This is a genomic window from Orrella sp. 11846, assembly GCF_048820935.1.
GTDB lineage: Bacteria > Pseudomonadota > Gammaproteobacteria > Burkholderiales > Burkholderiaceae_B > Algicoccus.
In genome coordinates this window covers 23576-42503 of the sequence record NZ_JBMERD010000001.1, presented here as the reverse complement: position 1 = coordinate 42503, position 18928 = coordinate 23576, and the positions used below count along the sequence as shown (strand labels likewise).

The window sequence follows — 18928 nt, the reverse complement described above, 5'->3', positions numbered from 1 at the left end:
ATTGCTGGTAGACGCACCGCCACAATGGGACTGTAGTGGTACGTCTACAGGTACAATTCCTCAATCTCTGCATCAATCAACCTCGACTGGATCATCCTTTAGCGCAACATACGTTTGGCCAGCATCTTCACTTGATGTTCCATTCGACCACCGATTCGGTCATATGAGATTCCCGCACGCATACGAAGCGTGGGCATTACACAAACGAATCTATTGAGCGTCCTTACTATTGAATTCTTTGCCCTGCTCTACCAACTCAGCCATTGGCAATCGGTTTAACAACGCTCGTCGTTGTCTCCAGTCAGGCATAAATTGATCCATATAAGCAATAAAGCGTGCATTGTGATTGCGTTCCAATAAATGAACTAGCTCGTGTACAAACACGTACTCCAAGCATTCGTAAGGCTTCTTTGCCAACTCGAGATTAAGCCAGACGCGAGCAGCGTCAATATTGCAACTGCCCCATTTCGTCCGCATTTTTTTAATACGACAATCAGCCAGTTGCACACCCATACGTTGTTCCCAATGTCCACGCAAGCGAGGGATTTCTTCCTGCAACTGATTTCGATAATAGGAATCCAGTAACTTGCCGCGGTTTTCCATGCTGGTACCGGGCTTCACGCAGAGCTGTAATCGCCAACTCTTACCCTTACGTACCGTATGAGTATCCTTATGCTCAATCACCTCTAAACGCCAGGCGCGTCCCCACAAATAATGCGTTTCACCACTGATCCAATGTCGGGTAGTTTGACGTTCCTGCTGACGCAATTCCGCCTGTTGAGTCTTGATCCAAGGTATGCGAGCAATAAAAGCCACCCGTAAGGCAGTCTCACTGAAATCATCTGGTACGACCACTTCGACCTCTCTCTTGATGGCCATGGGATTATTTGATTCCTAAAGTTAAACAGCCTTTTCAGACTGACACAATGTGATGAGCCGATAAAATCGGATATTTTCACTCAGTTTAAATTGTTTTTATTTTCGTTGCATGCAGCCAATTTGCTTCCCTCAGCGGCATGAATACGTGTGCTGTCAACAGCGTCTTATGTGCCGTAATCGAGTCAACTTGAGACTCGCCATCCTGTGTCCGGTTTCCCAACATTGGATAGTGTTGAGCCGGATTTAGACTTTCACAAACTGAATCTGCCCCAGCATGAGCTGCTGTACTGTACCGTATTCACAGACACAAATACGCCATACCTTGAGGTAAAAGACGAGCACTCTCTGTTCATGTTAATTAGCTACTCTCTTTTTCAAAGCAACAGACACTTATTGCTCTCAACAAAAACCAACCCGGGCACCGTCAGCAACCGTTCGATGGTTGAGCGATACGCGACCAAATCTTCGCGCTTATCAATCGCCAGCACCAACACGGTCAGCACACCGTCTGTACGGTACATCAGGCGATATCGCGCATCCTCGTCGAGCTCAAATTTTCTCAATATCCACCTCGACAGCCGCGTCTTTTAGTGCCAGACGTTGGCGTGCTATGGACACTAGATCCCGATCAGCCAGCTCTTCGAGCAGCCTTTCAAACAACTTAGGTGGCACCATATAAAAGGCAGGCCGATTATGGTTGAGCACGGCGACTGGTTTTTCACCTGCTGTGCGCAAAACCTGTGCTGGGTTCTTCTTAAACTCGGACATGCTGATGGAAAAATCGGCATAGATGACATCCATGATCGCACTCCTTTGAACTCTATTTAGAGTCAATTGTAGAGCTTAACTTAGCGTTTATGATACAGTTTTACACGATCTGTACCTGGCTTTGACCATAGTTCATCTGACTGTTGCGAAAAGTCAGGACTACATCTGGTTCATTTCAGGCGTGCAAAATAACAAATCAAAACCACTCCCCTGTTACACCTAAAATGCGTAACACTTAAAAAACGTGATCTTCAAAGGGCGTGACATTCAAAATGCTTGAAGGAAGCAGGGAATGGTTATCAGAGAGTGGTTTTTAAGGTGAATGATTTGTTTTGGTTTTTCTGGGGCAATCGCGTGATTGCCCCTAGTTGATGATTGCCCCTAGTTGATGTTAGCGGCCGATATTGGCTTTCTCAATTACATCCCCCCAGCGCTTGCTTTCTTCATTCAACAGCTTGTTGAATTTCTCAGGTCCACCACCGACCACTTGTGAACCTTCTTTTTCAAAAGCTTCGACCAAGCTTGGGTTTTGAAGTGCTTTTGCAATCGCAGCGTTCAGAATCTCTAACTGCTCAGCAGGTAAGCCTGCCGGTGCAACAACAGCTTTCCAGTCACTGGTACTAAAGCCGTCATAGCCAGATTCTGAGACTGTTGGCACATCAGGCATCGAAGGAGCACGTTGCGCAGTTGTTACAACCAAAGGCCGGACCGCACCACTTTTAATATGTGATAAAAAACTTGGCAAGCTGGCCACTGCAAAATCAATGTGACCACCCAAGATTTCTGTTAAAGCCGCTGCCGCACCACGATATGGCACATGGCTAAAGTTTGCACCAGACAACTGAGCCAAATACTCCATGGAAAGATGTGATGCTGTACCCACCCCAGGTGTCCCCATATTCAGGAGCACGTCAGGTTTCTTGGCTTCTTCGAGCAACATTTTGAAATCTTTAAATTTCGAATCAGGCGCCACCACAACCACCATGGGTTGCTCGTTGATCAGGCTAATGGTCGTGAAATCCTTCAGAGGGTCGTATTGCAAATCCTTATTTAAATTAGGATTAATGGTCAAGTTCGATGTCTGGCCAATCCCAATCGTATAACCATCGGCTTTTTGGCGTGACAAATGGCCCAGACCGACACTGCCGGCTGCACCCGCTTTATTGTCCACAACCGTTGTCCAACCTTCTTGACGGGCTAATTCATCAGCAATTAGACGCCCGGTAATATCTGTGCCGCCACCCGGTGGGTAGGGTACCACCACTGTGATGGCTCTTTCCGGAAAACCTGCAGCTGAAGCGGTCGATAGCACAAGGCCAAAAGCACCCGCAATCATTGAACGAATCAATATTTGTTTCATCATTGCCTCCATGTCCCACACAGTTTGCGAACTACATCTGGACTCCCTTCAATGAATCATTCAATGTTTTTAGAATCCAAACTAATGCGCCGACGTGAGATGAATTGAACTAATTTTTTTGAATCAAACGCCAGACTTTCAATCTGGCATCCCCCCTCTTTGCCGCACAACCTCCTTGTGTTTCAAAAAACAAAAGAATTAATCGAAAGAATTAATTAGAAACATCAATTAAAAGTATCAATTAAAAAATCAATCACTTGAGTCTTCATTGCGTTGGCTTGGTTTTCCGTCATAGGTCCACAGCCAGCCTTTGGGTATAGGTCCTTTGTTGCGCTCACCTTGTAATCGCTGCTCGTTGGCGTGCGCCAAAATCCCTACCGATCGTGACAGCACAAATAAACCTCGACACAACGCGGGTTCGAACCCCAACGCACCATAAATGGCTGCGGTCGCACCATCCACGTTCATCGTAATCGGTCTTTTTTTCTGCGCTGTTAACGCTTCTTGAACGCCACGCGCGATGGCGGCATAACCCAACTTCACTTCTCCAGTTGCTTCAGCTTCATCTAAAAGTGACATCAAGGGTTTGACTCGTGGGTCTTGACGATGAAAACGATGTCCAAATCCGGGTACAAACTTCTTCCCACTCGCAAAAAATTGCTGCAACTGTTGATCAATTGATTCGTTGAGGTTCCCAGATTCTGCAAGCGACGCCTGAATCGAGTCATAGAACTCTAGGCATTGTTCGCCAGCCCCACCATGCACATCGCCTAAAACGTTGGCAGCACTCGCCATTGCGTTATTGATACCCACACCACAAGTGATAGCCATGCGCGCAATGGCGATACTGGGTGCTTGTGGTCCGTGATCGACCCCCGCCATCAATGCGGCACTCAAAAGCGCCTCTTGCACCGCTGTCGGTTGCTCACCCCGCAACATGAGCCAAATCATGCCAGTAAAGCTAAGCTGTCCAATCAGCGACTCAATCGGATGCCCATGAAACTCAATTTGATCGGGTTGCATCCGAATGATGCGAGTTCTCCACCAATCTTCGGCCAATTGACGATCTGAATGCTGCTGCATTGCCTTCCCCTTTTTTCTTAAATAATGCCTGAATTTTTAAGTTGTTCAATTTCAGTTTCTGAATACCCAAGCTCTGACAGGATCGATGTTGTATGTTCACCAAGACGTGGCGGATAGCTCTGAGGGGCTGGATCTTCTGAATGCAAACGAAAACCGCTTCTGACTAAATTCAAAGATTCATCATCGGGACCTTTGACGGTTTTGATAAAACCGCGAGCTTGGATTTGTTCGTGAGCCAGTATTTCGGGTACGGATAACACTTCACCCACTGGAATGTGTTGTTCTCTCATCAGCACAACCCACTGTGCGGCAGTTTTTTCACTCAGAACTTTCTCAAGCTCGACAGTGAGTTCGTGTCGATTTTTCTTACGATCTTCGCGCGTTTTAAAACGTTCATCAGTTAACCACTCTGTGCGCTCTAAAAGCGCGGCTAAGCGTTCAAACTGCGCTTGCTGGTTCGCTGCGATATTGAGCATGCCTTCTTTGGTACGAAACGCGCCTGAAGGTGCGGCGGTCATGTTTTGATTTCCCCAACGTTGGGGTTCCATCTGGGCAATGAGCCAATTGGAAACCACCCATCCCATGGTCGATAGTGTTGATTCCAGCATAGACACATCAATGTGTTCACCACGCCCATTGCGCGAACGCTGAACCAATGCTGCACTAATCGCAAATGCGGCAGTCAAACCGCCAATCGTGTCACAGACCGGATAACCAACACGAAACATCGAATCCTCTTCGCCTGTCACACTCATCACGCCCGCCAAACCCTGCACAATTTGGTCATAGGCCTGCGAGTCTGCCATCGGTCCATCTTGGCCAAACCCTGAAATCGAGCACACAATAATGCCGGGATTCGCTTCACTCAACTCGGCATAACTGAGTCCCAAACGATCCATCACGCCCGGACGAAAGTTTTCAATAACGACGTCTGCGTGTTGGACAAGCTTCAGAAACACATCCCTGCCTTGCTTGTCTTTCAGATTAAGTGTGACTGATTGTTTGCCGGCATTTTGGGCTAAAAAAGACACCCCCATTTTGTTGAAATTGCGCTCTACACTGGGACCAAGCTGTCTAGCCAAATCACCTTCTTCTGGGCGTTCAACTTTAATCACTTGAGCGCCTAATTGCACAAGCTGATAACTCGCATATGGACCTGCAAGCACATTAGTTAGGTCTAAAACTCGAATACCTTTCAACAAATTTGCCATCACACCTTTCCTGTCAACAAAGATCACCTAACCATCACGTTATCTGGATGAGGAGGTTTTCATAAAAGCTAGACCGTCGATTCAATTTAAACTCTCACAAATACTAACAGCGAGAATACGTCAATTCAAACGTTTCTATAGAGATTCCCTACGTCATAATACGCCTTGAGCAAGTCATTAAATCGTCCACGTTTAGGTGAAAACATGACTCAGTTACCTTCAAAAATTCGCATCAATGAAGAAGGCCCAAGAGAGGGTTTTCAAATTGAAAAAAATCATATCCCCACAGAACGCAAAATCGAACTCATCGATAGTCTGTCGCAAACGGGATTGCAACAAATTCAAACGGTCTCTTTTGTGCCACCAAAGAATGTACCGGGCATGGCAGATGCCGATGACGTTGTGAACGGATTTACGCGATTTCCAGACGTTGAGTACACCGCACTTTGGCTTAATGAGCGAGGCTTGCGTCGCGCCCTGAACCACTCAAAGTTAGACATTAAGGGTTATTTGTCTTTGTGCGCATCAACGGCATTTTTGGCAAAAAACCAAAAACGCACCCCGCAAGAAAACCTGCAAGCAGCCAGAGACTTACTCCAAATCTATCAGGATCATGAAATTTCGATCCATCGTCTAAGTCTGATGGCTGCATTCGGGTGCAATTTTGAGGGTGATATTTCACCATCAACCGTCGTGAAGTTTGTGCGCCAAATGACTGACCTACTTGCCGAACACAATATGTCAGCCAATCACGTTTCCCTCGCAGACACCATGGCATGGGCAACTCCTGCCTCCATTAAACGCGTCGTTTCAGCCGTACAAGACGCATTTCCCACGTTGGATATCTGTCTGCACTTACACGACACTCGCGGCATGGGCATTGCCAATGCATACGCTGGTCTCGAAATGGGAGTGGCCCTGTTTGATGCCTGTGTGGGTGGTTTGGGTGGCTGCCCCTTTGCCGCGCACAAAGGCGCTGCCGGCAACGTTTGCACAGAAGATTTGGTCTTTATGTGCGATGAGATGGGCATTGAAACCGGAATTGATTTGAATAAAATTATCGAATCGGCGCTCTTAGCCGAAGAGATCGTCGGTCATCCACTCCCGGGATCCGTCAAAACAGGGGGCTCACTGGCAATACTCCGAGAAAACATTGCCAAGGCAAAAAACGCATAATCGACAGACTACAATTCACTCCCAAATCTCAGACTACAACCCAATACCTCATTTGACATGCCAACTTCTGACACCAACAATGACAAATCCAATCACACCGGAGTGGCCGCCGTTGATCGCGCATTCCTGATTGTGAACGCCGTTGCCAGTTCAGAGGTTCCCATCAGTCTGGCAGATCTCTCTCGTGAAACAGGGCTCTACAAAAGTACGCTACTGCGTTTAATTGCGTCGCTAGAAAAAACCTCTCTAGTTATCCGACGTCATGATGGTCGCTATCTACTAGGCCCCTATGCGCACAAGCTTGGACGTGCTTACCAAACCACCTTCCAACTCACCGATACGCTACAGCCACTTCTGGAAGAAGCCGTAGCGATGGGCAGTGAAAGTAGTTCATTTCACGTTTATAACGACACAGACACACGTATGTGCCTATTGCGCATCGACTCAAATCACTCGACGCTAGACAGCATTAATGTAGGTGACTTATTGCCACTGGTACATGGCGCGGCTGGCAGATTGATTCGACGTTTTCAGGGTGGGAACACAGCACCGAGCTTAGAGAATGTGTTTGAACTTTCGATGGGAGAACGTGATCCAGATTGTGCGGCCGTTGCGTGCGCTGTATTTGGAGTGAATAACGAATTTATTGGTGCAATTTCACTATCTGGTCCAAAAGAACGATTTACGCCAGAAGCCATTGCTTCGCTAGAAACCATGGTGCGCCAAATTTCTCAAAGAGCTTCAGAACAACTCGGTGCGCGGTGGCCAACCGCTTAAATGCAATACGCTGGTTTCAAGCCATGATCAGGCTTAAAACCAGCACCGAGTGCGCATGGAATATGGATGCCCCCTCATTTAAGCGATGACCTCATATCCAAGACGTCATATCGAAGGCTTTTAATTTAGCTTTCGAATTTTTGTCGCTCACTTTTGTCACTTACTTTTGTCGCTTACTTCGTGTTCTCAAACACCAGACTGATGGCTGGGGCGTATTTATCGCCATAGCCTTGGGCAATCGCCTCATCAAAACAAGCAATCAAGTTTTTAGCACCCGTGGCATCCACACCAACCTGTTCAGCCAATTCAGCGGCATATTGAAGGTCCTTGCGGGCATAGCTCACAGGAAACGCACGCTCAGGGAACTCCTGCGGCACAATCGCTTTTAATCCATGATTACGCAGTGCAAAGCTATCAGCCGAGCCACTGCTCATGGCGTGAAAGAGTTTTTCTGGGTCTACACCGGCACGCACACCAATTGCACGGGCTTCAGACAAGGCCAGCACAGTTTCATACAAAACCATGTTGTTCAGAATCTTCACAACCTGCCCTGCACCGTTTTCACCGGCGTGATTCACATCACTGGCAAACATGCGGATGAATGGCTCCACCTTCGCAAACGCCTCATCACTGGCACCGACTGGCACAGCAAGTGTGCCAGCTTCGGCTGCACGACGAGTACGCATCACGGGTGCATCAACAAAGATCACGCCTTTTTCGTTGAGGGCTTTGGCGATTCGATGTGTGATATCCACGGCTGAAGTACTTAAATCAACCACATACTGACCGGCACGACAGGCGTTGATCAAGCCTGGTTTCTCATCTGTGCCCAGCACGACGGACTCAACAACGGCACCGGATGGCAAAGACATCAAAATAATATCGGCATCGCGCACCAGTTCATCGATGGACACAGGCTCCACACCGTAAGCTTGCAGACGTTTTAAAGGTGCTTCATCGGGATCGGCTGCGATGACTTTTAAGCCTGACTTCTGCGCCAAATGACGACAAATCGGTTCTCCCATCACGCCAACACCGATAAAGCCTATCGTTTTAAATGTCATGTTGTTACTCCTGCAATTTGTTTTTTGTGTGAATTAGGTTTAGGGCATATTGTTCGGATTCATGCTCCAGTAAATCCCTTTGCTTTGCTGATATAGGCGCATACCGGAAAGCCCTTTTTCTCGTCCCAGACCACTGTCTTTGTAACCACCAAATGGCGTTGAAATAGAAAGCTGTTTATAGGTATTGATCCAGACCAAACCCGTTTGCAATTTGTCTGCAACCCGCCACGCTTTCTGATAGTCCGCAGTCCAAACTCCGGATGCCAAGCCATAGGTCGTGTCATTGGCTTGGGCGATCAAATCATCCTCATCTTCAAATGGCAAGACACACAGGACTGGCCCAAAGATCTCCTCACGAACAGCTTTGGCTTGATTGCTTAAGCCTGCAATCAATGTGGGCCGTATAAAAGCACCTTGTGCCAATTCGGGCGCATCCGGACGATAGCCACCTGCGAGGATTTCACCGCCTTCATCGCGAGCGGACTGGATGTAGCGTTCAATATGGTCGCGATGCGCAAAGCTCGCTGCAGGTCCCATCTCTGAATCGGCCACATCAGGCAAGCCCACACGAATCCCATTGGCTTTTTGCATCAAGCGGTCAAGCACCTCATCAAGCACTTGGCGTTGAACAAACAGTCTGGAACCTGCGACACACGACTGTCCTGTGCCTTCGTAAATGCCGTCCACCACACCATCGACAGCCGCGGATAGATTGGCATCGGCAAACAAGATATGGGGTGATTTACCCCCTAGCTCCAAAGCAGTCGGAATCAGACGCTGTGCCGCAGCAACACCAATGGCTCGACCTGTGGCCGTTCCACCTGTAAACGAAATCATGCGCACCAGTGGATGTTCAATCAACGCTTTTCCAGTCACACCCCCTAAGCCTGTCACCACATTGAGAATACCGGCTGGCAAGCCACTGGCCAGTGCAATTTCACCGAGTAACAAAGCACCGGATGGTGTGACTTCAGAGGGCTTCAGAACCACGGCATTACCGGCTGCCAAAGCAGGTGCCACCTTCTGAGCTTCCATGGTCAATGGGGAATTCCACGGTGTAATCGCAGCCACAACGCCATAAGGCTCATAGCGCGTCATTGAAAGATAGGCCCCACGCGACGGGGTCACTTCAGACACCATGGTTTCACAAACTGCCGCGTAGTAACGGAACGTGGCAGCCGCACTTCCCGCTTGGGCCAAGCATTCCGACCAGACTTTACCGTTTTCTAGCATCTGACAACGAGCCAGATCTTCTTTACGGGCTTCAATGCCATCGGCAATCGCCATCAGCAAACGAGCACGCAGATGCGGCAACATATTGCGCCACGCGAGTTGATGCGCGGCGTGATGTGCCGTCGTGACAGCCAGATCAACCTGCTGTGCATCGGCTGCGCTCATCCGATAATTCACAGTCCCTGTAGCCGGGTTCACCACATCAAACTCTTGCCCTGGGGTGGAGACCCATTCACCCTGAATCAACATGGGTTTGAGGGTTTGCGCCGTCGTTTGTGACATCGTTCGACTCCTTCAATAACCACAACGTTTTTTGTTTAAGACGACAAAACTCGGTGACTGGTCCAATATTCTCGAAGCTATTCAACGAGAATCTCCCCAGCCACAGTCTGATTGTCTATATCCCTAAAGTTTTAAAGCCCGCTTTAAAACTACGTATAAATTCAGATCAACACCCGACAATTTGAATCTTTAAGGAGCGGCACCGCGGTTAAAGACTGCAAATGTTCGTGAGTCATGCTAGGCACCATCCCGCGCACGACCAAACCATCCGGTGTGAAATCAATCATGGCAAGGTCTGTATAAATTCGGTCAACAACCCCTTTGCCTGTCAGGGGATACGTACATTCGGGTACGATTTTTGGAGTGCCATCTCGCGCGGTGTGTGACATCGTCACCCAAACGCGCTTGGCACCAACCACCAAATCCATGGCGCCACCTACAGCAGGAATGGCACCCTCTTCCCCAGTATCCCAGTTGGCTAGATCACCATTTTGAGCGACTTGAAATGCACCCAAGACAGTCAGATCAATATGACCGCCACGCATCATAGAAAACGACACCAAGTGATCACAAATAGAGGATCCGGCAAGCAATGCAACCGGCTCTTTACTGGCGTTGATTAAATCAAGGTCTGGTGTTTCACTAGGCTGCGCAGGCCCCATGCCCAGAATGCCGTTTTCTGAATGAAGCGTAATCGGTTTGCCTTGTGGCAGTTTGGCCGAGACGAGCGTTGGGATACCAATCCCCAGATTGACGTAATAACCGTCTGGGATGTCATTGGCCACAATTCTGGCCATATCTTCTCGTGAGAGTGCTTTAACCATGTTCGCGCCCCTTGATTTCAACCACACGTTGCACAAAAATCCCTGGTGTCACGACATGCTCAGGCGAAATCTCGCCTAAATCGACAACCGCATCAACCTGCGCAACGGTCACTGTCGCAGCCATGGCCATCGTGGGCCCAAAATTGCGACCGGCATAACGGTAGGTCAAATTCCCCATCGGATCTGCATATTGCGCTTTGATCAGCGCCACATCCCCTTTGAGAGGTTGCTCCAGCACATAGCCCACCCCATCAATGACGCGTTGCTCTTTACCTTCAGCCAATCGGGTTCCATAGGATGTTGGTGTAAAAAACGGACCAATCCCAGCACCAGCTGCGCGCATGCGTTCAACCATCGTGCCTTGTGGAACCACCTCAAGTTCAATCTTGCCTTCCCGATAAGCTTGAGCAAACGCCACGGCATTCGGATTTTTCTTATCCGAAGAGCGAGCAAATGAACACACCATTTTGGCAACCCGACCGGCTTCAATGAGCTGACTCAAACCGATCGGGCCATTGCCCGCATTGTTATTCACAATGGTCAGATCACGCGCACCTTGCTCCAGAAGTGCCACCACCAACTCGGTCGGAACCCCTGATACGCCAAATCCACCGATCAAAATCGTGGCCCCATCCTGCACATCGGCCAGCGCCTCTTGCGCGGTTTGAAAGACTTTATTCATCATCAGACGCGACTCACTTCAAAATCGGCAAATGTTTGCCCATTATTGACCAGTTCAATGAGTAATGGCGCTGGCTCCCAAAGTTCACCGTGCTGCGCATGAAACTCTCGAATTCGGGCAAGCACCTTAGGCAGACCTACGGTATCGGCATAAAACATCGGTCCGCCATGTCCCACTGGAAAGCCATAGCCAGTCACATAAATGACATCAATATCACTGGCACGTTGGGCAATGCCTTCTTTTAAAAGACGCGCACCTTCATTGACTAAGGCATAAATCGTGCGTTCAATGATTTCTTCATCAGAAATCTCACGTCTTTCAATACCGGCTTCTTGTGCGCAGCGTTCAATCAGTTCGTCAATGAACGGATCGGCAATCGGGGTGCGTTGACCGGGTTCATAGCGATAAAAACCCGATCCGGTTTTTTGCCCAAAACGGCCTAGCTCACAAATCGTATCGGCCACTTTGCTGTAGCGAATATGCGCGGGTCGTGTCGGTGCAAGTCGCTTGCGCGCAGCCCAGCTAATATCCAGACCGGCCATATCACCCATTTCAATCGGACCCATCGCCAGACCAAACGCACGTAATGCACCGTCGACTTGAGAAGGTGTGGCTCCTTCTTCCAGTAAGAACTGCGCTTCACGTGTATAGGGACTGACCATGCGGTTACCCACAAAACCGTCACAAACGCCCACCAAGACTGGGATTTTTCCGATACGTTGTGCAAACTTAAAGACGGCAGCAATCACCGCCGGTGACGTTTGATCGCCTTTCACCACCTCGAGCAAACGCATCACATTGGCAGGGCTAAAAAAGTGCGTTCCCAGGACAAACTCGGGTTGATCCACGACCGTGGCCAAGTCATTAATATCCAGTCGGGACGTATTGGTCGCCAAAACGGCACCGGGCTTGGTGCTCGTTTTAAGTTGCGTAAAAATCGCTTTCTTGACGGCCATGTCTTCAAAAGCGGCTTCGATCACCAAATCGGCTTGCGCCATGTCGTCATAAGACAAGATGGGCTCAATGCGTGCCAAACGCTCATGCATCTGCGTTTCAGTAATACGCTGACTTTTGACATTGCCTTCGTAAAGTTGACGAATTTTTGCCAAACCTTTTTCAAGTGCGCCCTCATCGCGTTCAAATAAGCGCACCTGGATGCCAGCACTGGCCACACTCATGGCAATGCCAACGCCCATGGTTCCAGCACCGATAACCACAACCTGTTTAATTTCAGGCAAAAGCTGATCGGTCTCAGGTGCTTTGGCGGCTTTGCGCTGCGCAAAAAACAAATGACGCTGAGCTTTGGATTGGGTACCTTGCACAAGTTCCTGAAACCGCTCAGACTCATACTTAAAGCCATCTGCCAGTGAACGTGTCAGCGTTTGCTCAATGCAATCGACGCAAGCTTGAGGTGCAACGCAACCTCTGAAATATTTCTGTCCTTGCTGACGAGCATGATCAAAAACCTTTGCCTCAACTGAAGCTTGCAAAGGCGAACGCCAGGTCGCTAGGTCACGACGCGGTTGATCAACCAGTGTGATAGCAAACTCACACGCCTTGGCAATCAAATCTCCGACCAGCACCTCAGAGACCAAACCCAAAGACTGGGCTTTTTGTGCCGACACGGGATCACCACGCACAATAATCTCCAATGCATTTTGAACACCTATAAATCGGGGCAAGCGTTGCGTCCCACCCGCACCTGGCAGTAGACCCAACTTAACTTCAGGCAACCCCAGCTGGGCATCTGCACTGGCCACTCGGTGTTCACACCCCAGTGCCAGCTCCAAACCTCCCCCTAATGCAATACCATTAATGGCGGCCACGGTGGGTTTGGAACACTCTTCAATTTGATTGATCAAATCACGCAAAAAAGGCTCTTGGCGCGAAGTCGGTGTATTGAACTCTCGAATATCTGCACCCGCAGAAAAGAACCGCCTCGTGCCTGTCAACACAATGGCTTTGACATCAAAATCTTGAGCTGCCGCCTGAAAAGCCGCAGACAAGTCCACGCGAGCTTTGCTACCCAAACTGTTGACAGGCGGGTTGTCCAACCTTAGAACAGCCACCTTACCTTGGGCAAACGTTTTCCATGTGGTTTCAACCATCTTAGTCACCCAACTCCATCAACACGTCGCCTTCTTCGACTTCATCGCCGACATTGACGCAAATTTTAGTGACGGTGCCGTCATATTCACTGGCAACTGGCAGTTCCATTTTCATGGATTCAATCATCACCACCTCATCCTCGATCGAGATCGTGTCACCCACTTTCACCTCAATTGATAAGATGCGACCTGCCACTGTGGCTTCAACTTTCTCCATCTCTGTTCTCCTTTCCTTTTGTTCTAAAAATATTGAACTGTTTATAACTATTTAAGCGTCTTTGGGTTGGCTCAAAACATGGGTCACCAAATCGGTTGACACCTCGCCATTCTGAAATCGTGCGCTTTGCAGAATCTGCAAAATCAATGGGATATTGGTTTTAATGCCTTCAATCTGAAACGCTTCTATGCCTTGTTGCAAACGTGCATTCGCTTGCTCTCGAGTCTGCCCACTGGCGATCACTTTGGCAACCATGGGGTCGTAGTAGCTTGAGACTCTGGCGCCTTCGTGATAACCCGTTTCTATGCGCAAACCTTCCATTTCAGGCACTTGAAAGACTGTTAAAACGCCTGGTGCTGGCAACATGCGTTTTGGGTCTTCTGCATACACACGCGCTTCAATGGCATATCCAAACTGTTGCACCGCTTCAGGCAAAACGTCAGACAGTGATTCCCCAGCCGCAAGACGGATTTGCGAAGCAATCAGATCGACACCAGTTGTCTCTTCAGTCACAGCATGTTCAACCTGAAGTCGTGTATTAACCTCCAGAAACACGAACCCTGTACGTGGCGTATACAGCATTTCGATCGTGCCAATGACATCAAACTTAAGTTTTGTCAGCACATCGGTGAGCTGTTGTCCCATGGCAAGCACTTCTTCACGCGGTAATGCAGGTGCGGGGGCTTCTTCGATGATTTTTTGGTGTCGACGTTGTGCCGAGCAATCCCGTTCAAACAAGCATTGCACCTGACCATGGCGATCAGCCAGAAACTGAAACTCGATATGTCGGGGCTGTTCGAGCAATTGCTCCATGTAAATATCACCCACCCCAAAACTGCGAGCTGTCAAAGCCGAGGCGCGTTCAAACTGTGCGAGCAAATTCTCTTCCGAATCCACTGGCAGCATCCCAATACCGCCACCACCTGCTGCGGGTTTGAGCAAGATGGGATAGCCCAGCTCCTGCGCATAGCGACGCATTTCTTCAGGATCCCCTGACAACACAGGGCTACTTTTGACCATGGGCAAGCCATACCCACGCATCAAGTCACGCGCTTGGGTTTTATGCCCTAAAAGACGGATCAGTTCAGCGCGCGGTCCGATAAAAACGAGACCGGCCTCTTCAACTCGTTGTGCAAATTCGGCGTTTTCTGCGAGAAACCCATAACCCGGATGAATGGCATCGGCCTGACTGATTCGGGCAATTTCCAGAATCTTGTCCTGATTTAGATAGCTCTTTAACGCAGACGACTCACCCACATGATAGGTTTCAGTGGCATCGGCCAGATACTTCAGATCCTGATCTGCGTCTGAATAAATAGCCACAGTCTGAATGCCCAGTTTGCGCGCAGCGCGGATGACTGAACGAGCCACCGCACCACGGTTTGCAATGAGTATTTTTTGAATAGTTTTCATGCGCGCTTAAGGTCTGTAAGTAAACGAACGAGGGCCGGGTTCACGCAAAGGCGCCACTATTTCAATGAACTCTTCGAGTAAACGACGGGTATCTGCTGGATCGATCACGTCTTCGATCACAAACGCTTCTGCGCTACGCATGGGAGAAGTCAGCGCACGGACTCGCTCCTCGATTTCATCGCGCATCGCTTGCGGATCTTGCGCTGCTTCAATGTCCCGTTTGTAAGCGACTTCTAAGCCACCCTCAATGGGCAAGGAACCCCACTGGGCACAAGGCCAAGCATATCGAAAGTTAAAACGACCATCACTCTGATGACCACCGCCTGCCACGCCAAACGCTTTACGGATAATGAACGTGCACCAGGGCACGGTAGATTGCGCAACAGCCGTCAGTGCACGCACGCCATAACGCATCGCCCCTTCTTTTTCTGCGGCAAGCCCAATTTGAAATCCGGGCACATCGACCAAATTCACAATGGGCAATTGGAAGGTTTCAGCCAAATCCAGATGACGAACAAACTTCTCGGACGCTTGTTTGTCCCAAGCACCTCCGTAGTGGTAGGGATCACTGGCCACAATTGCCACGGGGCAGCCTTGAATTCTGGCCAATGCAGTCACAATCGCACGACCCCAGCCCTTACCGATTTCCATGAGAGAACCTTCGTCGATCAAGGACTCGACAATGGGACGAATTTTGTAAACCGAGCGGTTGTCTGCCGGGATCACTTCACGCAACCACTCAAAATCCGTACTCTTGGGAGGTATAGGCGCCTGAATCGGTGGCAACTCATACACTGATCTAGGCAGATACGACAGAAAACGACGCACCCGCTCAAAGGCCTCTTCTTCGCTACGGACCTCATCATCGACCACACCGTTTTTAGTGTGAATGCCGCTGCCGCCGAGTTCGTTTTTCTCAAGATCTTGACCAATTCGTGCCACAACGGGTGGGCCTGCAATAAACAATTGAGATGTTTGACGGACCATGATGGAGTAATGACTCGTCGCTACACGGGCTGCACCCAAGCCAGCGACTGATCCCAAAGCCACGCCAACCACTGGCACGGTCGCCAAGTTGCTTGTCATCAAGGGCCACATCCGCAATTTGGGCAATAACGTATGGCCTTGGATTTCAATATTTTTGACAGAGCCGCCCCCGCCGGTTCCATCGACCAAACGCACAAGCGGCAAACGTAAATCATGCGCCATGCGTTCTGAAGCCATGAGCTTGTCACCCACTGCACCATCATTGGCACCACCCCGAACCGTGAAATCATCGGCGGCGATGACCACTGGGCGCTGATTAATCTTTGCACGCCCTGTCAGAAAGTTGGAAGGAACAAACGCGGTCAGATTGCCTTTGTCATCATAAACACCTGAACCTGCCAGTCCGCCGACTTCGCTAAACGAATCGGCATCCACCAAGGCATCAATCCGTTCCCGAACGGGCAAACGACCTTGAGCACGATGGCGTTCTAGCCGCTCTGGCCCTCCCATTTGACGACCCAGTTCACGGCGTTGTGCCAGTTCTTCAAGTGTTTTCTTCCAAGGCATTGCAATAACTCCACTGTTGTGCGATCTAACCGCACTCGCTTAAGCGACTCAACTCAATCGGACGGATGCAAACACTTCAGTTGTATTTGCATCCTCATTGGTCTTTTCAACCGTTTCCCGAAATTCCTTTATTTTTTCGGAATACTAATATTGGCACGTTTGATCAGTGCTTCGTTGGCTTGCATTTCATCTTTGATTTTTTGCAAGAAATCTTGTGGGCTGTGCGTGTCAATTTTGCCCTGCTGCTCAAGCTTGGCAGCTATCTCAGGATCTTTGGACAGCGCCACAATCTCTTCGTTGAACTTATCGACCAATGCTTGAGGTGTGCCAGCTGGTGCAAAAACACCGACCCAGAATGAAATATCAAAATCGGGATAACCTAATTCTGCAACCGTCGGCACATCGGGCAGCTCATGCCAGCGAGATTTGGCAGACACCGCCAAGGGTTTGAGCTTGCCAGATTTCATGAGCGGAACACCTGCCAGCGTATCAAAGCCGTAGTAAATCTCGTTGCCTAACAGTGCGGCTTCCATGGGTGCTGCACCACGATACGGCACGTGCGTCATGTCTGTATTAGACATTTGCGCCAATTGTGCACCAGCCAAATGCATGAGGTTACCGATACCTGCCGAACCATAGGTCACTTCAGCAGGCTTTTTGCGAGCCGTCTCAACCAGATCTTCCAGCGTATTGATATTTTGTGTAGCTGGATTCAGTGGGTTGATCGCCGCAATAAACGGCACTGAAACTACAGTCGTCACCGCCTCAAAATCCTTCAGCGGATCGTAAGACAAGTCGTCATACAACAAAGGATTGACTGTAATTGAGCTGGAGTTACTGATTAAAAAAGTCTGTCCATCTGGTTTAGAGGTCGCCACATTACGGGCTGCAATCATGCCGTTGGCACCTGAACGGTTATCGACCACGACTGTTGCGCCAGTGCGTTTTGTGAGACCTTCCGCCACAATTCTGGCAACCGTATCAATGGTGCTACCCGGTGCAAAGCCCACCACAAACCGAATCGGACCTTCTGGCAACTGAGTCGCCATGGCCATTGGTACGACGCTCGTTGTCAATAAAGCAGCACAAAACAGCTGCATGGTTTGTTTCATTCGCATACTTGTCTCCACATCATCGTTTTTTGAAATGTTACATTTTTAGAATGATCGTTCTGTCTAGCGTAACGACAAGAGCTACATTAAAGACGAACACAACGCGTGTCAAGAGATTTTTTAGTGAGTTTTCAATCGGTCAAATAGAAACAGATCTTAGGGAGAAGCCTCAAAAAGCCGAATCGGCAAATAATGTTTGGTTACTTAAGAGGATATCGACCACAAAACGCACGAGCGTATCCGAATCCGTTTCACGCCAAGCCACGCTAAGTTCTGCCAGATAGTGCTGTCCGTTGACGAGTGGAACGTAGTGTAGGCCAAATGTTCTGAATCGAGAAAAAATAGACGGCACGATCGCAATCCCTGCGCCTCCGTCCACAAGCGCAAGAATCGTTGGCAAAATCCCTGCCTGAACTAAATGACAAGACACCTCATGATCACTTAACCACTGATTCACCAGACGATGAAAATATGGGGAACGCACAGGATCGTAGGTAACCATCTTCGCATTCTGCAAATCCTCGGCATCCAGCTGTGTGCGATCGGTCAATGCATGATCAACCGGCATCGCCAAACAAAGTGGTTCACGATAAACGACCCGTGTCTCAATGCCTGGCATCGCTGTCAACGGGCGCATCAAACCCACATCCAGAAATCCTTTGCGCAACTCTTCAATCATCTCCTCGGTGCTTAACTCGACAATATCAAGGTCAATGTCTGGATAGTTTGATGCAAAATACCGTAAAACCCGTGAGAAGTTCGAATAGATTCCAGATGGGGTAACACCCACCCGAACCACCCCTTGATGCCCTTGCGCAATCGCCTGTACCTCATCACGTATTTGCTGTGTCTGTTGCTGCATGTGTTGCATCGCGTCGTAAAACGTTTGACCTGCACGCGTCAAACGCACCGAACGAGTCGTTCGCTCAAAAAGTCGCACGCCCAGCTCTTCTTCTAACTGACGGATGGCTTGGCTTAAAGGTGGTTGGCTCATAAAGAGTCGTTTGGCGGCATTGCCAAAATGAAGCTCTTGTGCCATCACACAAAACATACGGATTAATCTAGGATCAAACAACATCAACTTATTCTCAAATACATATCAATTTATGCTGAATATTATATTAGACAGAATAAATTGATCTTCCTAGAATCATTGAGTCACCATTTAATTGTGAGGAGTTTGTT

Annotated in this window: 17 protein-coding genes and 1 pseudogene; 2 read left to right on the top strand and 16 right to left on the bottom strand. The window is 49.1% G+C overall.

Annotated elements, in window-relative coordinates:
* Positions 1-210: 210 nt before the first annotated feature.
* The 6 genes from ACOI06_RS00225 to ACOI06_RS00200 form a co-directional block, all read right to left on the bottom strand.
* Positions 211-879: a M48 family metallopeptidase gene (locus tag ACOI06_RS00225; protein ID WP_420660409.1), complete on the bottom strand. Its 669-nt coding sequence runs from the start codon at positions 877-879 to the stop codon at positions 211-213.
* Between the two features lie 374 nt (positions 880-1253).
* Complete coding sequence (locus ACOI06_RS00220; RefSeq protein ID WP_420660408.1) at positions 1254-1442, bottom strand: hypothetical protein; 189 nt, start codon at positions 1440-1442, stop codon at positions 1254-1256.
* On the bottom strand, positions 1429-1680 hold the full coding sequence (locus ACOI06_RS00215) for a type II toxin-antitoxin system prevent-host-death family antitoxin (RefSeq protein ID WP_420660407.1): 252 nt from the start codon (positions 1678-1680) through the stop codon (positions 1429-1431). Before ACOI06_RS00215 ends, ACOI06_RS00220 begins: the two co-directional genes overlap by 14 nt.
* Positions 1681-2038: 358 nt before the next feature.
* A complete protein-coding gene (locus tag ACOI06_RS00210; RefSeq protein ID WP_420660406.1) occupies positions 2039-3007 on the bottom strand; it encodes a Bug family tripartite tricarboxylate transporter substrate binding protein in 969 nt (322 codons plus the stop codon).
* Positions 3008-3256: 249 nt separating this feature from the next.
* Positions 3257-4090, bottom strand: a complete 834-nt coding sequence (locus ACOI06_RS00205; protein WP_420660405.1) for a citryl-CoA lyase — start codon at positions 4088-4090, stop codon at positions 3257-3259.
* 17 nt (positions 4091-4107) lie between these two features.
* Positions 4108-5301: a CaiB/BaiF CoA transferase family protein gene (locus ACOI06_RS00200; RefSeq protein WP_420660404.1), complete on the bottom strand. Its 1194-nt coding sequence runs from the start codon at positions 5299-5301 to the stop codon at positions 4108-4110.
* Positions 5302-5505: 204 nt separating this feature from the next.
* Between ACOI06_RS00200 and ACOI06_RS00195 the strand changes: the two genes are divergently transcribed.
* Both ACOI06_RS00195 and ACOI06_RS00190 read left to right on the top strand, forming a co-directional pair.
* Positions 5506-6477, top strand: a complete 972-nt coding sequence (locus ACOI06_RS00195) for a hydroxymethylglutaryl-CoA lyase (protein ID WP_420660403.1) — start codon at positions 5506-5508, stop codon at positions 6475-6477.
* A 57-nt stretch (positions 6478-6534) separates the two neighbouring features.
* On the top strand, positions 6535-7254 hold the full coding sequence (locus tag ACOI06_RS00190) for an IclR family transcriptional regulator (RefSeq protein WP_420660402.1): 720 nt from the start codon (positions 6535-6537) through the stop codon (positions 7252-7254).
* A gap of 173 nt (positions 7255-7427) precedes the next feature.
* Here ACOI06_RS00190 and ACOI06_RS00185 read toward each other — a convergent pair.
* The 10 genes and pseudogenes from ACOI06_RS00185 to ACOI06_RS00140 form a co-directional block, all read right to left on the bottom strand.
* Positions 7428-8330 (bottom strand): annotated as a pseudogene (locus ACOI06_RS00185) (NAD(P)-dependent oxidoreductase); the annotation flags it as partial.
* A 27-nt stretch (positions 8331-8357) separates the two neighbouring features.
* Complete coding sequence (locus ACOI06_RS00180) at positions 8358-9833, bottom strand: aldehyde dehydrogenase (RefSeq protein ID WP_420660401.1); 1476 nt, start codon at positions 9831-9833, stop codon at positions 8358-8360.
* A gap of 161 nt (positions 9834-9994) precedes the next feature.
* The gene (locus tag ACOI06_RS00175; RefSeq protein WP_420660400.1) at positions 9995-10657 is read right to left on the bottom strand and encodes a 3-oxoacid CoA-transferase subunit B; all 663 of its coding nucleotides are present in this window, start codon (positions 10655-10657) and stop codon (positions 9995-9997) included.
* Complete coding sequence (locus tag ACOI06_RS00170) at positions 10650-11342, bottom strand: 3-oxoacid CoA-transferase subunit A (protein WP_420660399.1); 693 nt, start codon at positions 11340-11342, stop codon at positions 10650-10652. Before ACOI06_RS00170 ends, ACOI06_RS00175 begins: the two co-directional genes overlap by 8 nt.
* Complete coding sequence (locus tag ACOI06_RS00165; RefSeq protein ID WP_420660398.1) at positions 11342-13447, bottom strand: 3-hydroxyacyl-CoA dehydrogenase NAD-binding domain-containing protein; 2106 nt, start codon at positions 13445-13447, stop codon at positions 11342-11344. The genes ACOI06_RS00170 and ACOI06_RS00165 overlap by 1 nt, the downstream gene beginning before the upstream one ends.
* A gap of 1 nt (position 13448) precedes the next feature.
* Positions 13449-13664 (bottom strand): acetyl-CoA carboxylase biotin carboxyl carrier protein subunit, encoded by a 216-nt coding sequence (locus ACOI06_RS00160; RefSeq protein WP_420660397.1) that lies wholly within the window; start codon positions 13662-13664, stop codon positions 13449-13451.
* A 51-nt stretch (positions 13665-13715) separates the two neighbouring features.
* On the bottom strand, positions 13716-15077 hold the full coding sequence (locus ACOI06_RS00155; RefSeq protein WP_420660396.1) for an acetyl-CoA carboxylase biotin carboxylase subunit: 1362 nt from the start codon (positions 15075-15077) through the stop codon (positions 13716-13718).
* Between the two features lie 6 nt (positions 15078-15083).
* Positions 15084-16631, bottom strand: coding sequence for an acyl-CoA carboxylase subunit beta (locus ACOI06_RS00150; protein WP_420660395.1), 1548 nt, complete (start codon positions 16629-16631; stop codon positions 15084-15086).
* Positions 16632-16759: 128 nt separating this feature from the next.
* Positions 16760-17749, bottom strand: a complete 990-nt coding sequence (locus ACOI06_RS00145) for a Bug family tripartite tricarboxylate transporter substrate binding protein (RefSeq protein WP_420660394.1) — start codon at positions 17747-17749, stop codon at positions 16760-16762.
* A gap of 163 nt (positions 17750-17912) precedes the next feature.
* Positions 17913-18821 (bottom strand): LysR family transcriptional regulator, encoded by a 909-nt coding sequence (locus ACOI06_RS00140; RefSeq protein WP_420660393.1) that lies wholly within the window; start codon positions 18819-18821, stop codon positions 17913-17915.
* Positions 18822-18928 lie beyond the last annotated feature (107 nt).

Excerpts from the sequence above, each read along its gene's own strand:
- ACOI06_RS00175 (WP_420660400.1), bottom strand. The coding sequence starts at position 10,657 with ATGGTTAAAGCACTCTCACGAGAAGATATGGCCAGAATTGTGGCCAAT.
- ACOI06_RS00215 (WP_420660407.1), bottom strand. The coding sequence starts at position 1,680 with ATGGATGTCATCTATGCCGATTTTTCCATCAGCATGTCCGAGTTTAAG.
- ACOI06_RS00225 (WP_420660409.1), bottom strand. The coding sequence starts at position 879 with ATGGCCATCAAGAGAGAGGTCGAAGTGGTCGTACCAGATGATTTCAGT.
- ACOI06_RS00145 (WP_420660394.1), bottom strand. The coding sequence starts at position 17,749 with ATGCGAATGAAACAAACCATGCAGCTGTTTTGTGCTGCTTTATTGACA.
- ACOI06_RS00190 (WP_420660402.1), top strand. The coding sequence starts at position 6,535 with ATGCCAACTTCTGACACCAACAATGACAAATCCAATCACACCGGAGTG.
- ACOI06_RS00155 (WP_420660396.1), bottom strand. The coding sequence starts at position 15,077 with ATGAAAACTATTCAAAAAATACTCATTGCAAACCGTGGTGCGGTGGCT.
- ACOI06_RS00180 (WP_420660401.1), bottom strand. The coding sequence starts at position 9,833 with ATGTCACAAACGACGGCGCAAACCCTCAAACCCATGTTGATTCAGGGT.
- ACOI06_RS00210 (WP_420660406.1), bottom strand. The coding sequence starts at position 3,007 with ATGAAACAAATATTGATTCGTTCAATGATTGCGGGTGCTTTTGGCCTT.
- ACOI06_RS00205 (WP_420660405.1), bottom strand. The coding sequence starts at position 4,090 with ATGCAGCAGCATTCAGATCGTCAATTGGCCGAAGATTGGTGGAGAACT.
- ACOI06_RS00150 (WP_420660395.1), bottom strand. The coding sequence starts at position 16,631 with ATGCCTTGGAAGAAAACACTTGAAGAACTGGCACAACGCCGTGAACTG.
- ACOI06_RS00200 (WP_420660404.1), bottom strand. The coding sequence starts at position 5,301 with ATGGCAAATTTGTTGAAAGGTATTCGAGTTTTAGACCTAACTAATGTG.
- ACOI06_RS00140 (WP_420660393.1), bottom strand. The coding sequence starts at position 18,821 with ATGTTGTTTGATCCTAGATTAATCCGTATGTTTTGTGTGATGGCACAA.
- ACOI06_RS00170 (WP_420660399.1), bottom strand. The coding sequence starts at position 11,342 with ATGATGAATAAAGTCTTTCAAACCGCGCAAGAGGCGCTGGCCGATGTG.
- ACOI06_RS00195 (WP_420660403.1), top strand. The coding sequence starts at position 5,506 with ATGACTCAGTTACCTTCAAAAATTCGCATCAATGAAGAAGGCCCAAGA.
- ACOI06_RS00165 (WP_420660398.1), bottom strand. The coding sequence starts at position 13,447 with ATGGTTGAAACCACATGGAAAACGTTTGCCCAAGGTAAGGTGGCTGTT.
- ACOI06_RS00160 (WP_420660397.1), bottom strand. The coding sequence starts at position 13,664 with ATGGAGAAAGTTGAAGCCACAGTGGCAGGTCGCATCTTATCAATTGAG.